Below are 13024 nucleotides of genomic sequence, written 5' to 3' on the forward strand. Positions count from 1 at the left end.
GGCGTCAGCGCAACGGCGCGGTCCACGTCAACGTGGTGCCCGACGCCGCGCTCGAGGTGATCGTGAAGCTGCCGTCGCAGTCGTCGGCGCGGCGGGTCAGGTTCGCCAGTCCCGACTGCCGGGCGGTCGGCGGAATACCGCATCCGTCGTCGGAGATCTCGACGGTCACGACGTCGTCGGCCGCGATGCGCACCCGGATGTGCTCGGCGCCCGAATGCCGGAGCGCGTTGGAGATGCCCTCCCGCAGCACTGCCTCGATGTGCGGCGCCAGGGCGTCGGGGACGAGCGTGTCGACCGGCCCCATGAACGCGACGCTCGGCACGATCGGCGCATGGGTCGCCAACTCGGCGACCACGTCGAGCGCGCGCCTGCGCAGCGTCGCCGCCTCGCCATGACCGGGAAGGCCCTGCAGATCGAAGATCGAGGTGCGGATCTGCGCGATGGTGGCGTCGAGGTCGGTGATGACCTGCTCCATCCGGGCGTCGTCGGCCGAGGCGGACCCGGCCTGCATGGTCTGCAGCGACATCCCGATCGCGAAGAGCCGCTGAATCACCAGATCGTGCAGGTCGCGGGCGATCCGGTGGCGGTCTTCGAGCAACTGCAGATCGCGCGCCAGTTCCTGCTGGTCGGCGTAGGCTAGGGCCAGCGAGGCCACGCGCGCGACACCCTGCAGGCCCGCGACCTCCTCCCCGGTCCAGACCCGTCGCTCGGGGTGGGTGAGGACGATCGCGCTCCGGCCGTTGGTCGGCTGCAGGGGCTGCATCGAGACCCACCGCGCTCCGTGCCGCAGCCACGGCACCGTGTGTGTTCGCACCTCGCGGACCAGGAGCTTGCCGTCGGCGCGCTCGTTGTCCGGGTCGACGACCTCGAACAGGTCCTCGGTGCAGGGCGCGGTACCGGTGTGTCCGGTGAGGACGCTGCCGGTCACGATGAACACGTCCACCGCCCCGGTGAGCGCGGAGACGTCGCGGCACAGTCCGTCGAGGGTGTCTTCGAGCGCCGTGCCCGCCAGCGGTTCGGATCCGCGGTCGGCGATCACCTGCATCCAGCGCAGCCGGGCCTGGGCCCGCTCGAAGGCGCGCGCGTTGTCGACTGCGATGCCCGCGGCCACCGCGAGGACCGCGACGATCTTCTCATCGAGCGGCGTGAAGTCGGGGGCACCCTGCTTCTCAGTCAGGTAGATGCTGCCGAACAACTCGTCGCGGACGATGATCGGCGCGCCCAGGAAGGTGTCCATCGGCGGATGGTTGGGCGGGAACCCCACCGAGGCCGGATGATCGGACAGCTTCGGTATGCGCAGCACCTCGGGACGGTGCAGCAGTTCGCCGAGGACGCCGCGGCCCACCGGCAGCGGCCCCATCCGAGCGCGGACCTCCGGTTCGATGCCCGTGTACACGAACGCCTGGAGACCGAGCTCGGGCCCGCGGACCCCGAGCGCACAGTATCGGGCGTCGAGGACGTCGGCCGCCACCTCGACGATCCGCTGCAGCGCCTGGTCGAGTTCGAGACCGCGACCCACCAGCAGGACCGCTTCGAGCAGGTCGCGGAGCGCGGTCGGGTCCTCGACGCTGGCGTGGGCGAGCGCGTCGAGTGCCGCGTGGACCTCCGCCAGATCGCGCCTGCGAGTCATCGGACCGCCTCCTCCGGCGAAGGGCTCGGGATGTCGGCGGCCGCGGCCGCCGACACGAATCGTGCCACGGCGGCCGGCTGTCCCACCGGGTGAACGTGCAGATACGACGCGTGCACCCCGCGGTGGATCACGCCGTCGGTCGCCGGTCCGTCGCCACCGTGCCACCCCCAGGCGGGCACCACGTCAGTGGCGAGATCGACGCTGCTGCGGTGGAATTCGTGGCCGGTCACCCGTTCACCGGTGCGATAGAGAACCGAATCGGCCACGGCGACGGCGTCGCGGTAGCCGAGCGTGAGCCGCGGCCCGAAGGCCCCGGTGCCCGGCAGTGCGCCGACCATCGGGACGCCGTCGAGCGCGGACAGCAGGTACAGCAGGCCCGCGCACTCGGCCTGCACCGGCCGGCCCGCGGCCACGTGATCGCGCAGTCCGGCACGGAGGGAGTGGTTGGCGGCGAGCTCGTCCGCGTGGGCCTCGGGGAAGCCGCCGCCGATCACCACCGCCGCGGCGTGCTCCGGAAGCGGATCGTGCAGCGGGTCGAAGCCGGCCACCTCGGCTCCCGCCGCGCGCAGGAGTTCGGCGTGCTCGGCGTACCCGAAGGTGAAGGCGGCGCCCTCCGCGACGGCCACCACCGGCCGCCGGTGTGGGCCCGTCACCGCGCTCGGGTCCGCGGCGGCGATCGCGTCGGCCGCCGACCAGGCGATCGCCGCGGGCGGTCGGGCCCGGCGTGCGATCTGGACGATCGCCGGAAGGTCGAGCGCCGCCCCCACCTTGGCGACGATCGCGGCCACCGAGTCCAGCGCGTCCCGCCGGCGCTCGGCGGCCGGGATGAGTCCTAGGTGCCGCGACGGCACGGTCAGATCGGCGTCGCGCCGCACCGCGCCGAGCACCGGCAGTCCGACGCGGTCGCAGGCCTGTCGGAGGACCTGTTCGTGCCGCTGTGAGCCGACGCGGTTGAGGATCACGCCCGCCACGCGGACCCGGGCGTCGTACCCGAGGAAGCCGTGGAGCAGTGCGGCGAGCGACTGGCTGTGCCCGCCGGCGTCGACCACCAGGATCACCGGTGCGCCGATGAGGGTGGCGACGTGCGCGGTGGAGCCGACGCCGAGCGGGTCGGGATCGTCGGTGATGCGGCCGTCGAACAGGCCCATCACGCCCTCCACCACGGCGATGTCGGCGTCGGCGGAGCCCGCGGCCAGCAGTGGTGCGATGACGTCGGCGCCGACCAGGTTGGGGTCGAGGTTCCGGCCGACCCGGCCCGCCGCGACGGCGTGGTATCCGGGATCGATGTAGTCCGGGCCCACCTTGAAGGGCGCGACCCGGTGCCTGGCGGCGACGAGCGCGCCGATCAGGCCGGTGGTGATCGTCGTCTTTCCGCTGCCGGACGCCGGCGCGGCGATCACGACCGCCGGGACTACCACTCGATGCCCTTCTGGCCTTTGCGGCCCGCATCCATCGGATGCTTGATCTTCGTCATCTCGGTGACCAGATCGGCGGCCTCGATCAGCGCCTGGGGCGCATACCGTCCGGTGATGACGACGTGCTGCGTCCCGGGGCGGTTGCGGAGGGTCTCGACCACTTCGTCGGTGTCGATCCAGCCCCAGTGCAGCGGGTAGGTGAACTCGTCGAGGACGTAGAAGTCGTGCTCCTGCGCGGCGAGGCGCCGCGTGATCTCCGCCCATCCGGCCCGCGCCGATTCGGCGTGGTCCTCGACGGCGTCGTCACCGCGCTGAATCCACGACCATCCCTGCCCCATCTTGTGCCACTGCACAGGGCCGCCGGCGCCGGTGTCCCGATTCAGGCCGCCGAGGGCGAGCATGGAGTTCTCCTCACCGACCTTCCACTTCGCGCTCTTGACGAACTGGAAGACGGCGACGTCCAGACCGGCGTTCCAGGCGCGCATCGCCATGCCGAACGCGGCTGTCGACTTCCCCTTGCCTGCCCCGGTGTGTACGGCGAGCACCGGCAGCCGGCGTCGCTGCCGGGTGGTCAGTCCGTCGTCGGGAACGGTCTCGGGTACGCCCTTGGGCACAGTGCATCCTCCAGTTCAGCCACCGGCGTCACGCGACGCCGCGGACGTGCTCGGCCAGTCCGGACGAGGTCAGCGAATCCATCGTCGCGTACTGCGCGCCCAGCCGGCGCGCCAGGTCGGCGGCCAGACCGAGACGGACCAGGCCCTGCTCACAGTCCACCACAACGGTGCAGACTCCCCTGCGCGCGACCTCGTCCGCGGCGGCGTCGGCGCGGCGCGGCGCGTCGGCCCCGGCCGTGGCTCGGCCGTCGGTGAGCGCCACCAGCAGGGGCCTGCGCTCCGGGTCGGTGCGGCGGGCCCGCTCGATCACCTCGAGCGCCCGGTGCAGTCCCTCGGCCAGCGGCGTGCGTCCGCCGGTGCGCACCTGTGCCAGGCGCGCCACCGCCAGGTCCACCGACCGGGTCGGCGGAACCGCGACGTAGGCATCCCTTCCGCAGGCCACGACCACCGCCACCCGATCACGCCGGGTGTACGAGTCGCGCAGGAGGTCGACGCAGGCGTTGCGCACCGCGGTGAGCCGGGCGCGGGCGGTCATCGATCCGGAGAGGTCGACGACGAAGACCACGAGATTGGCTTCGGTGCCGATGCGCTCGGCTCCGCGGAGATCGTCGGCGATGAGCGCGGGGAGCCCGTCGCCGCTGCTGCGGTGGGCGGCGGCGAGCACGGTGCCGAACAGGTGCACCCCGGTCCGCGGACCGAAGTCGACGGCCCGAGTGGTCATGCCGCGGCTGGTCCGGGCCCGCGAACGGCGGCCCACGTCACCGTCACCGACGCCCTCGGCGCGGAAGGTGCGGATGCGGGCACCACCGGGTGCGGAACCGAAGTCCGGGCCGGTCGGCGCTCCTGAACCGCCGGGCGGATCGGTGTCGGGAGGATCCGTGTCGGGTCCGTCCGGATCGTCGTCCGGTTCCGGGCCGCCTGAGTTCGGGCCGTCTGAGTTCGGGCCGCTGTCGTCGGGTCCGTCCGGTTGCTGCGGCCCGGACTCGTCCCGCGGGCCCGCGGCCTGCTCACCGGCGTCCAGGGCGTCGTCGAGCTGCTGGTCGGTCATGCTCGACTCGTCGAAGGGATTGCGGCGCCGTCGATGCGGCAGTGCCAGTTCCACGGCCACCCGCACGTCGTCGGCGTCGATCTCGTCGGCGCCGCGCCATGCGGCGTGTGCGGCGGCGGTCCGGGCCACGACGATGTCGCCGCGCAGACCGTCGACATCGAGGTGAGCGCAGACGCCGGCGATCCGGCGGAGCTCCCGCTGCGGGATCCGGACGGTCGCGACGCGGTCGCGGGCCGCGGCGATCCGTTGCGCGAGATCGGCCTCGGCGTCGGCGAACCGCTCCGCATAGCCCTGCGGATCGGCGTCGAAGGCCAGCCGTGAGGTGACGATCTCGACGCGCTCGTCGACGTCACGGGCACCGGCGACGTCGACCACCAGCCCGAACCGGTCGAGCAACTGCGGACGCAGTTCGCCCTCTTCCGGGTTCATCGTCCCGACCAGCACGAATGCCGCCGCCTGGGTGTGCGAGACGCCGTCACGCTCAACGGTGACTCGTCCGCTCGCGGCCGCATCGAGCAGGACGTCGACGAGATGGTCCGACAGGAGGTTGACCTCGTCGATGTACAGGACGCCGCCGTCGGCCTGCGCCAGCAGACCCGGCGTGAACCGGGCTTCACCGTCGCGCAGCACCCGAGTCAGGTCGAGCGACCCGATCACCCGGTCCTCGGTGGCGCCGATCGGCAGGTCGACCACGCGCGAATCCTCGCCGAGCAGCGGGGCGAGCCCGCGGACGATGGTCGACTTCGCGGTCCCCTTCTCACCGCGGATCAGGACACCGCCGATCCCCGGCGAGACGGCGGACAGGATCAGTGCGAGCTTGAGGCGATCCTGTCCGACCACCGCGCTGAACGGGAAGCGAACGCCGGCGTCACTCATCGAATCAGGCGTCGGGCCGCGCGGTGAGCCGGAGGCTGCGGTTGGTCCAGTCCCACAACTCGCGGTACAGGGCGGGGTTCTCGTCGAGCTTCTGGCCGAACGACGGGATCATCTCGGTCAGGGTGCTCTTCCAGCCCTCGAAACGACCGCTGAAGCACTGCTGAAGCACCGAGATCATCGCGGGAACCGCGGTCGAGGCGCCCGGCGACGCTCCGAGGAGACCGGCGAGCGTGCCGTCGCCCTCCGCGACCACCGCGGTGCCGAACTCGAGGCTGCCGCCGACACCGGTCTTGCGGATCACCTGGACGCGCTGACCGGCGGTGATCAGCTCCCAGTCCTCGCCGACGGCGCGCGGCACGAAGTCCTGCAGCGTCTTGACGCGGTCGGCGGGGCTCGCGGCGAGCTCGGAGATCAGGTACTTGAGCAGACCGAACTCCTGCGGGGCGATCGACATCATCGGCAGCAGGTTGCCCGGCTTCACCGACTTCGGCAGGTCCATGACGCCGCCGGTCTTGAGGAACTTCGGCGACCAGCCCGCGTACGGGCCGAAGAGCAGGCCCTTGTCGTGGTTGATGACGCGCGTGTCCAGGTGCGGCACCGACATCGGCGGGGCGCCCACCGCGGCCTGGCCGTACACCTTCGCCGAATGCTGTGCGATCACGTCGGGGTTGGTGCAGCGGAAGAACTCGCCGCTGACCGGGAAGCCGCCGAAGCCCTTGGCCTCGGAGATGCCCGACTTCTGCAGCAGGTGCAGTGCGCCGCCGCCTGCGCCGACGAAGACGAACTTCGCTTCGACGCGAACCTTCTCGCCCGTGCGGTTGTTGCGGATCTTCATCACCCAGCTGCCGTCCGACTGCTTGGTGAGGTTGCGGACCTCGTGCCCGAAGTAGAGGTCGGCGTCACGGCCGACGAAGTTCAGCAGCTGCTGGGTGAGCGCGCCGAAATCGACGTCGGTTCCCTGGGTGTACCAGTTCAGGGCCACCGGATCGGAGTAGTCGCGGCCGGCGCCCATCAGCGGCAGCCGCGCCGCGAACTCGGCGTCGTCGTCGATGAACTCCATGCCCTCGAAGAGGGTGTGGCTCGAGAGCGCCGCATGGCGCTTGCGCAGGTACTCGACGCCGTCGGCGCCGTGGCAGAAGCTCACGTGCGGGATCGGGTTGATGAACTCGTCGGGCGCACCGAGCAGGCCGTTGTCGACACCGTAGGCCCAGAACTGCCGCGAGACCTGGAACTGCTCGTTGATGTTCAGCGCCTTGGTGATGTCGATGTCGCCGTTGGCGTCGGCCGGCGTGTAGTTGAGCTCGCAGAGCGCCGAGTGGCCGGTGCCGGCGTTGTTCCACGGGTCGCTGCTCTCGGCGGCGGCCGCCTCCAGGCGCTCGAACAGGCTGATCGACCAGCTGGGCTCCAGTCGGCGCAGCAGCGCGCCGAGCGTGGCGCTCATGATTCCGGCACCGACGAGCGCCACGTCTGTCTTAATCACCTTGGCCACGCTGCTGAACTCCTCCACCCATAGGGCATTCACGACCTGTATCGCGGATCATTGTTCACCATCGCGTTGTCTGAGGCAGCATCGGTGCGCGCAAGTGTGGGGTGTGCGACACCGGGTGCCACGCCGACGCCCGATCCGCGCACCGACGGGTGCGGCCTAAGCTGGTCGGCGTGAGCAGCGTGAAAAGCCGGCAATGGCGTCCCGACGAACTCCTCGACCGATACGAAGTGCTGACCATCCCCCTCGGCGACGACCCGGACGGCGAGGGCGCCGTGGAGGCCACCCTGATCCGCCAGGCCGGAGCGGAACCGGCCACCGCCGGGACGGTCCTGTACGTCCACGGCTTCACCGACTACTTCTTCCAGGAGGAGCTGGCCGAGTTCTTCCACGATCGGGGCTACGGTTTCTACGCGCTCGATCTGCGCAAGTGCGGGCGGTCGCTCCTGGACGGGCAGCAACCGCACTTCACCACCGACCTCGAGTTCTACGACCAGGAGCTGAACGCGGCACTCGATGTCGTGACCGAGGAATCCGGGTCCGGCGACGAGCCGGCTCGGGTGATCGTGGTCGCCCACTCCACCGGAGGACTGATCACGCCGCTCTGGCTCGACCGACTCCGGCGCACCGATCCGGACCGGCACCGCCGCATCAAGGGGCTGGTCCTCAACAGCCCCTGGCTGGACTTGCAGGGCGATCCCCTGCTGCGCACCGACGCCGTCAATCTGCTGATCCGCGGAGTCGGCCGAGTTCGGGCCAAAGCCGTGCTGCCGCAGAAACTCTCGGCAGCGTACGGCGAGAGCCTGTCCGCCGACGCCCACGGCGAGTGGACCTACGATCTGCGGCGCAAGCCGCTCGGCGGTTTCCCGGTGACCTTCGGCTGGCTGGCCGCCGTCCGCGCGGGACAGCATCGCCTGCACCGGGGGCTCGACATCGGCGTGCCCGCCCTGGTCCTGCGATCGGACAAGACCCGCTTCACCGGGGCCTACGAGCCTGCGGTCGACACCGCTGACTGCGTGCTCGACGTGAAGCAGATCGCGCAGTGGTCCGGCGTGATCGGCCGTCGCGTGTGGGCGGTGGCCGTCCCCGACGCCCGCCACGACGTCTTCCTTTCTCTGGAGACGCCCCGGCGCATCGCCTACGACGAAGTGCAGAACTGGCTGCACACGATCTTCGGCGAGGGGGCGCGGCGATGAGCGCTCAGCAGGTCGATCTGGCGATCATCGGTTCGGGAAGCGGCAACTCCATCCCGGACGAACGCTTCGACGCGATGAGCATCGCGATCTTCGAGGAGGGCGTCTACGGCGGCACCTGCCTCAACGTCGGGTGCATTCCGACGAAGATGTTCGTCTACGCCGCGGACGTGGCCGACACCGTCCGGTCGGCGGCCCGGTACGGCGTCGAGGCGAGCGTCGAATCGGTCGACTGGCCCGCCATCGTCGACCGGGTCTTCGGCCGCATCGACCCGATCTCGGCCGGCGGCAAGGAGTACCGGGTGGAGCGTTGCGACAACGTCACCGTCTACTCCAGCCACGTCCGCTTCGACGGCCGCGACGACGAGTCGGCCCGATACCGCCTGGTGACCGACGACGGCGACCTGGTGCTGGCCCGCAAGGTCGTCGTCGCCGCGGGCTCGCGGTCGGAGATTCCTGAGGTGATCGCCGATTCGGGCGTTCATCACTACACCAACAGCGACGTGATGCGCCTGCCCGCCCTGCCGAAGCGGATGGCGATCCTCGGCAGCGGATACATCGCCGCCGAGTTCGCCCACGTCTTCTCCGCTCTCGGCGTGGACGTCACCGTCGTCGCCCGCAGCGGACGGCTGCTGCGCCGGCTCGACGACGACGTCAGCGAGCGATTCACCGCGGTGGCCCGCCGGCAGTGGGACGTCCGGCTCGACAGCACGCTCGCGGGTGCGATCGACCTCGGCGACGACGGCGTCCGGCTCTCGTTCACCGACGGCCGGCACGTCGATGCCGACGCCCTGCTCGTCGCGACCGGCCGGACACCCAACGGCGACCGCCTCGGCCTCGACACGATCGGTGTGGAGCTGCTCGCCGACGGCCGCGTGCCGGTGGACGCACACGGCCGCACACCGGCTCCCGAGGTGTGGGCGCTCGGCGATGTCAGTTCACCGTTCCAGCTCAAGCACGTCGCCAACCACGAACAGCGTGTGGTCCAGGAGAATCTGCTGCTCGGCTGGCACGCCGACGAGCTGGCCTCGTTCGACCACCGGTACGTGCCGGCCGCGGTCTTCACCCATCCGCAGATCGCCACCGTCGGACTCACCGAGGCGCAGGCCCGCGAGACCGGGCGCGACATCGCCGTCAAGGTGCAGGAGTACGGCGACGTCGCCTACGGCTGGGCGATGGAGGACACGACCGGATTCTGCAAGCTCATCGCCGATCGTCGCAGCGGTGAACTGCTCGGCGCGCATCTGATGGGTCCGCAGGCGTCCACCGTGATCCAGCCCGTCATCCAGGCGATGAGCTTCGGTCTCCGGGTGCCGGACATGGCCCGCGGCCAGTACTGGATCCATCCCGCCATGCCGGAGGTGCTCGAGAACGCACTCCTCGGCCTGGACCTGGAGTGAGGGCGGCGGCGGCCCGAGCGGGTTCTCAGAAGCGCGAGGACCGCAGGGAGATCTCGCTCGCCAGAGCGGCCGCCGCATTCTCGGGAATCCAGTGGTCGACGCCGTGGAGTTCGGAGAAGCGGAAGTCGGAGTAGACGTATCGGCCGCTGAACTCGGCCTGTTCGCGTCCCAGAGCCGCGTCGCCGTCGCTCCACACCATGGTGGTCGGGATCTCGACCGGCGGGCAGGCCAGGGTGGCCGCGACGTCGCCGGTGAAATTGGCGCGATACCAGTTCAGCGGACCGGTCAGCGCACCCGGCTCGAGGATCGGCGCGAGTTCCTCGCCGGTCACGCCGGCACGCCGGAGCAGGACGCCGTCTCGGGCGCTCAGCCTCTCCTCCGCGCCGTCGGCGATGAAATCCTTGATGTAGGCCGACCGCTCACGCTGATCGCCGCCCGCCGCGAGTGCATCGCGCATCGCGGACGGGTGTCCGGTGCTGACGGCCACCAGGCCGGTGAAGCGGTCGGGATGCTTGGCCGCCAGATGCCAGGCGACGATCCCGCCCCAATCGTGGCCGACGACCATCGAGTACGAGATGTTGAGGTGGTTGAGGATCCCGATGACGTCGCCGACGAGCGTGTCGAGACGGTAGGCGTCGACCTCCTCGGGCCGGGCGCCGGGACTGTAGCCCCGCTGATCGATGCGCAGGGTGCGGAGCCCGGCCTCGTGCACGCGCGGAACCACGTCGTCGTAGCACCGCGAGTTCACCGGGAACCCGTGCAGGAGCACCACCCACGGTCCTCGAGCGGGCCCGCTCTCCTCGACGTCGAAGGTCAGTCCGTCATGCTCTACGGTCAGGTGCGCGGTGTTCACCAAGCCAGGATAGGACGGTGGGCACCGCGGGCGGGCCGCCCTCGATCAACCCGTGGATACTCGGCATGTCGAGGTGCTCGCACACCAGATCGGCCATCAGATCCAGTTGCGACCGGCGCACCTGCGCGACGCACAGCCGCGGATCGGCGGTGAAGCCCGTCCGGCCCGCCCGCCGCGCGATCTCGGCCAGGAAGACGCGGCGGAAGCCGTCGCTCTCCAGCGCGCCGTGGCAGTGGGTGCCGTAGACCGCTCCCCTGCGGGCGCCCTCGGGGCCGGTCGCCGCGGAGTCGAGCCAGGGCTGCTCCTCGCTGCGCACCACGACCCCGTGATGGATCTCGTATCCGCGCACCGGCTCACCGGCCGCGTGACCGTCGAAGGTCCGCAGGGTCTTGTCTTCGGCGAACTCGATGTCGACGTCGAGCAGCCCCAGCCCCTCGACGGGCCGGGCGACACCCGACGTCGCTGTGCCGACGGACTCCACCGTGTCGACGATGCTCCGGCACAGCATCTGGAAGCCGCCGCAGACCCCGAGCACCGGCCGGCCGCGCTGCGCACGTTCGATCAGCGCATCGGCCAGACCGGTGGTCCGCAGCCACGCGAGGTCGCTGAGGGTCGCGCGGGTTCCGGGCAGCACCGCCAGATCCGCGGCCCGGACCGCCGACGGGTCGTCGACCCACGTCACGTCGACGTCGGGTTCGCACGCCAGAGCCAGGACATCGGTGCTGTTGGAGATGCGGGGCAACCGGATCGCGGCCACCGACATCCGCTCCCGTCCGGCGCCGCCCACGCCGCGAGGTCCGCCCACGCGGGCGCCGACCGATGCGGCCAGCGAATCCTCGGCATCGAGCCGGAGACCGTCGGCGAACGGGATCACGCCGAAGGTCGGTCGCCCGGTGCGCTCGCGCACCATCTCCAGTCCGGGAGCGAGGATCGCCGGATCGCCGCGGAACTTGTTCACGATGTATCCGGCGACGAGCGCCTGGTCGTCCGCGTCGAGGACCGCCGTGGTGCCGAACAGATGGGCCAGCGATCCGCCGCGGTCGATGTCGGTGACCAGCACCACCGGCATGTTCGCCGCCCGGGCCAATCCCATGTTCGCGATGTCGGTGGCGCGGAGGTTGATCTCCGCGACCGAGCCCGCGCCCTCGCAGATCACCACGTCGAAGTCCCGTCGCAACGACGCGAGTTCGTCGGCGACCACACCCGCCAGCCGGGTACGCCAGAGCTGATAGTCGGCGGCCCCGACCTCGCCGACCGTGCGTCCGCGCACCACCACGTGCGAGCGCCGGTCACCGCCGGGCTTCAGCAGCACCGGGTTGAATCGCGTGTCCGGTTCCAGCCCGCAGGCCTGCGCCTGAAGCGCCTGCGCCCGGCCGATCTCACCGCCGTCGAGGGTGACGGCGGAATTGTTCGACATGTTCTGCGCTTTGAACGGCGCCACCGTGATCCCGTCACGCGCCAGCGCCCGGCACAGTCCGGCGACGATCAGGCTCTTGCCCGCGTCGCTGCTCGTGCCACCGACCAGAAGTGCGCCGCTCACCCCCGAAGTCAGCTCTCGTCGGGCAGCGTCAGGATCTCGGCACCGGTGTCGGTGACGACGAGGGTGTGCTCGAACTGCGCGGTCCACCTGCGGTCGGCGGTCACCACGGTCCAGCCGTCGTCCCACATCTCCCAGTCGAGGCCGCCCAGATTGATCATCGGCTCGATGGTGAAGACCATCCCCGGTTCCAGGACGGTGTCGACGCTCGGCTGGTCGTAGTGCAGCACCACCAGACCGTTGTGAAAGGTCTCACCGATCCCGTGGCCGGTGAAGTCGCGCACCACCGAGTACCCGAAGCGGTTCGCGTACGCCTCGATCACCCGGCCCACCACGTTGAGCGCGCGACCGGGTTTGACGGCCTTGATCGCGCGCTCGGTCGCGATCCTGGTCCGCTCCACCAGATCCCGCGCCTCCGGTGAGACGTCGCCGGCGAGGAACGTCGCATTCGTGTCGCCGTGCACACCGTCGATGTAGGCCGTCACATCGATGTTGACGATGTCGCCGTCCTCGATCACCGTCGAATCGGGGATGCCGTGACAGATCACCTCGTTCAGCGAGGTGCAGCAGGACTTCGGGAATCCCTTGTAGCCCAGCGTCGACGGGTAGGCGCCGTGATCGATCATGTACTCGTGGGCGATCCGGTCGAGTTCGGCTGTCGTGACTCCCGGAGCGACGGCCCGACCCGCCTCGGCCAGGGCGTTGGCCGCGATCCTGCCCGCCACGCGCATCTTCTCGATCGTCTCCGGGGTCTGCACCCACGGTTCGTGGCCCTCGTTCACCGAGTCCTTCCACGCGTACTCGGGACGTTCGATCGAGTCGGGGACGGGCAGCGTCGGAGCCACGACGCCGGGAACCAGTGGTGCGCGAACTGTCATGACGGAAATTCTACGGACGCCTCCGCCGCGGACACCGCTCGGCCGGAATCGCACCGATGTGCGTCGAGGAGGTACCAACCAGTAAGGTGTGCCT

The 13024-nt window shown here is 70.5% G+C and carries 10 protein-coding genes; 2 read left to right on the plus strand and 8 right to left on the minus strand.

Going from position 1 to position 13024, the window contains the following annotated elements:
- Positions 1–4 precede the first annotated feature (4 nt).
- Genes ACE11G_RS10425 through mqo form a run of 5 tightly spaced genes read right to left on the minus strand, consistent with a single transcriptional unit; the run spans position 5 to position 7024 of the window.
- On the minus strand, positions 5–1630 hold the full coding sequence (locus ACE11G_RS10425; RefSeq protein WP_375002075.1) for a GAF domain-containing protein: 1626 nt from the start codon (positions 1628–1630) through the stop codon (positions 5–7).
- Complete coding sequence (locus ACE11G_RS10430) at positions 1627–3048, minus strand: cobyrinate a,c-diamide synthase (protein ID WP_062366815.1); 1422 nt, start codon at positions 3046–3048, stop codon at positions 1627–1629. Before ACE11G_RS10430 ends, ACE11G_RS10425 begins: the two co-directional genes overlap by 4 nt.
- Positions 3042–3659, minus strand: coding sequence for a cob(I)yrinic acid a,c-diamide adenosyltransferase (gene cobO, locus ACE11G_RS10435; RefSeq protein WP_045541006.1), 618 nt, complete (start codon positions 3657–3659; stop codon positions 3042–3044). Before cobO ends, ACE11G_RS10430 begins: the two co-directional genes overlap by 7 nt.
- Positions 3660–3687: 28 nt before the next feature.
- Positions 3688–5583 carry an AAA family ATPase gene (locus ACE11G_RS10440; protein WP_375002078.1) on the minus strand — a complete coding sequence of 632 codons (1896 nt, stop codon included), beginning with the start codon at positions 5581–5583 and terminating at the stop codon, positions 3688–3690.
- A gap of 4 nt (positions 5584–5587) precedes the next feature.
- Positions 5588–7024: a malate dehydrogenase (quinone) gene (mqo, locus tag ACE11G_RS10445; RefSeq protein WP_375004133.1), complete on the minus strand. Its 1437-nt coding sequence runs from the start codon at positions 7022–7024 to the stop codon at positions 5588–5590.
- Positions 7025–7233: 209 nt separating this feature from the next.
- Between mqo and ACE11G_RS10450 the strand changes: the two genes are divergently transcribed.
- Both ACE11G_RS10450 and ACE11G_RS10455 read left to right on the plus strand, forming a co-directional pair.
- Positions 7234–8265, plus strand: coding sequence for an alpha/beta hydrolase (locus tag ACE11G_RS10450; protein WP_039868030.1), 1032 nt, complete (start codon positions 7234–7236; stop codon positions 8263–8265).
- Complete coding sequence (locus tag ACE11G_RS10455; protein WP_006897874.1) at positions 8262–9662, plus strand: mycothione reductase; 1401 nt, start codon at positions 8262–8264, stop codon at positions 9660–9662. The genes ACE11G_RS10450 and ACE11G_RS10455 overlap by 4 nt, the downstream gene beginning before the upstream one ends.
- A 25-nt stretch (positions 9663–9687) precedes the next feature.
- Here the strand turns inward: ACE11G_RS10455 and ACE11G_RS10460 are convergent, their stop codons facing one another.
- Genes ACE11G_RS10460 through map form a run of 3 tightly spaced genes read right to left on the minus strand, consistent with a single transcriptional unit; the run spans position 9688 to position 12930 of the window.
- Positions 9688–10515: an alpha/beta fold hydrolase gene (locus ACE11G_RS10460; protein WP_006897875.1), complete on the minus strand. Its 828-nt coding sequence runs from the start codon at positions 10513–10515 to the stop codon at positions 9688–9690.
- The gene (locus ACE11G_RS10465; protein ID WP_156150469.1) at positions 10484–12055 is read right to left on the minus strand and encodes a cobyric acid synthase; all 1572 of its coding nucleotides are present in this window, start codon (positions 12053–12055) and stop codon (positions 10484–10486) included. Before ACE11G_RS10465 ends, ACE11G_RS10460 begins: the two co-directional genes overlap by 32 nt.
- 8 nt (positions 12056–12063) lie before the next feature.
- Positions 12064–12930 (minus strand): type I methionyl aminopeptidase, encoded by an 867-nt coding sequence (map, locus tag ACE11G_RS10470; RefSeq protein WP_062366811.1) that lies wholly within the window; start codon positions 12928–12930, stop codon positions 12064–12066.
- Between the last annotated feature and the right edge of the window lie 94 nt (positions 12931–13024).

Source organism: Gordonia sp. PS3 (genome assembly GCF_041950545.1).
Taxonomy (GTDB): Bacteria; Actinomycetota; Actinomycetes; order Mycobacteriales; family Mycobacteriaceae; genus Gordonia; species Gordonia sihwensis.

Bases quoted from the DNA above. Each gene is read 5' to 3' on its own strand.
- ACE11G_RS10425 (WP_375002075.1), bottom strand. From the start codon at position 1,630: ATGACTCGCAGGCGCGATCTGGCGGAGGTCCACGCGGCACTCGACGCG.
- ACE11G_RS10440 (WP_375002078.1), bottom strand. From the start codon at position 5,583: ATGAGTGACGCCGGCGTTCGCTTCCCGTTCAGCGCGGTGGTCGGACAG.
- map (WP_062366811.1), bottom strand. From the start codon at position 12,930: ATGACAGTTCGCGCACCACTGGTTCCCGGCGTCGTGGCTCCGACGCTG.
- ACE11G_RS10455 (WP_006897874.1), top strand. From the start codon at position 8,262: ATGAGCGCTCAGCAGGTCGATCTGGCGATCATCGGTTCGGGAAGCGGC.
- mqo (WP_375004133.1), bottom strand. From the start codon at position 7,024: ATGAGCGCCACGCTCGGCGCGCTGCTGCGCCGACTGGAGCCCAGCTGG.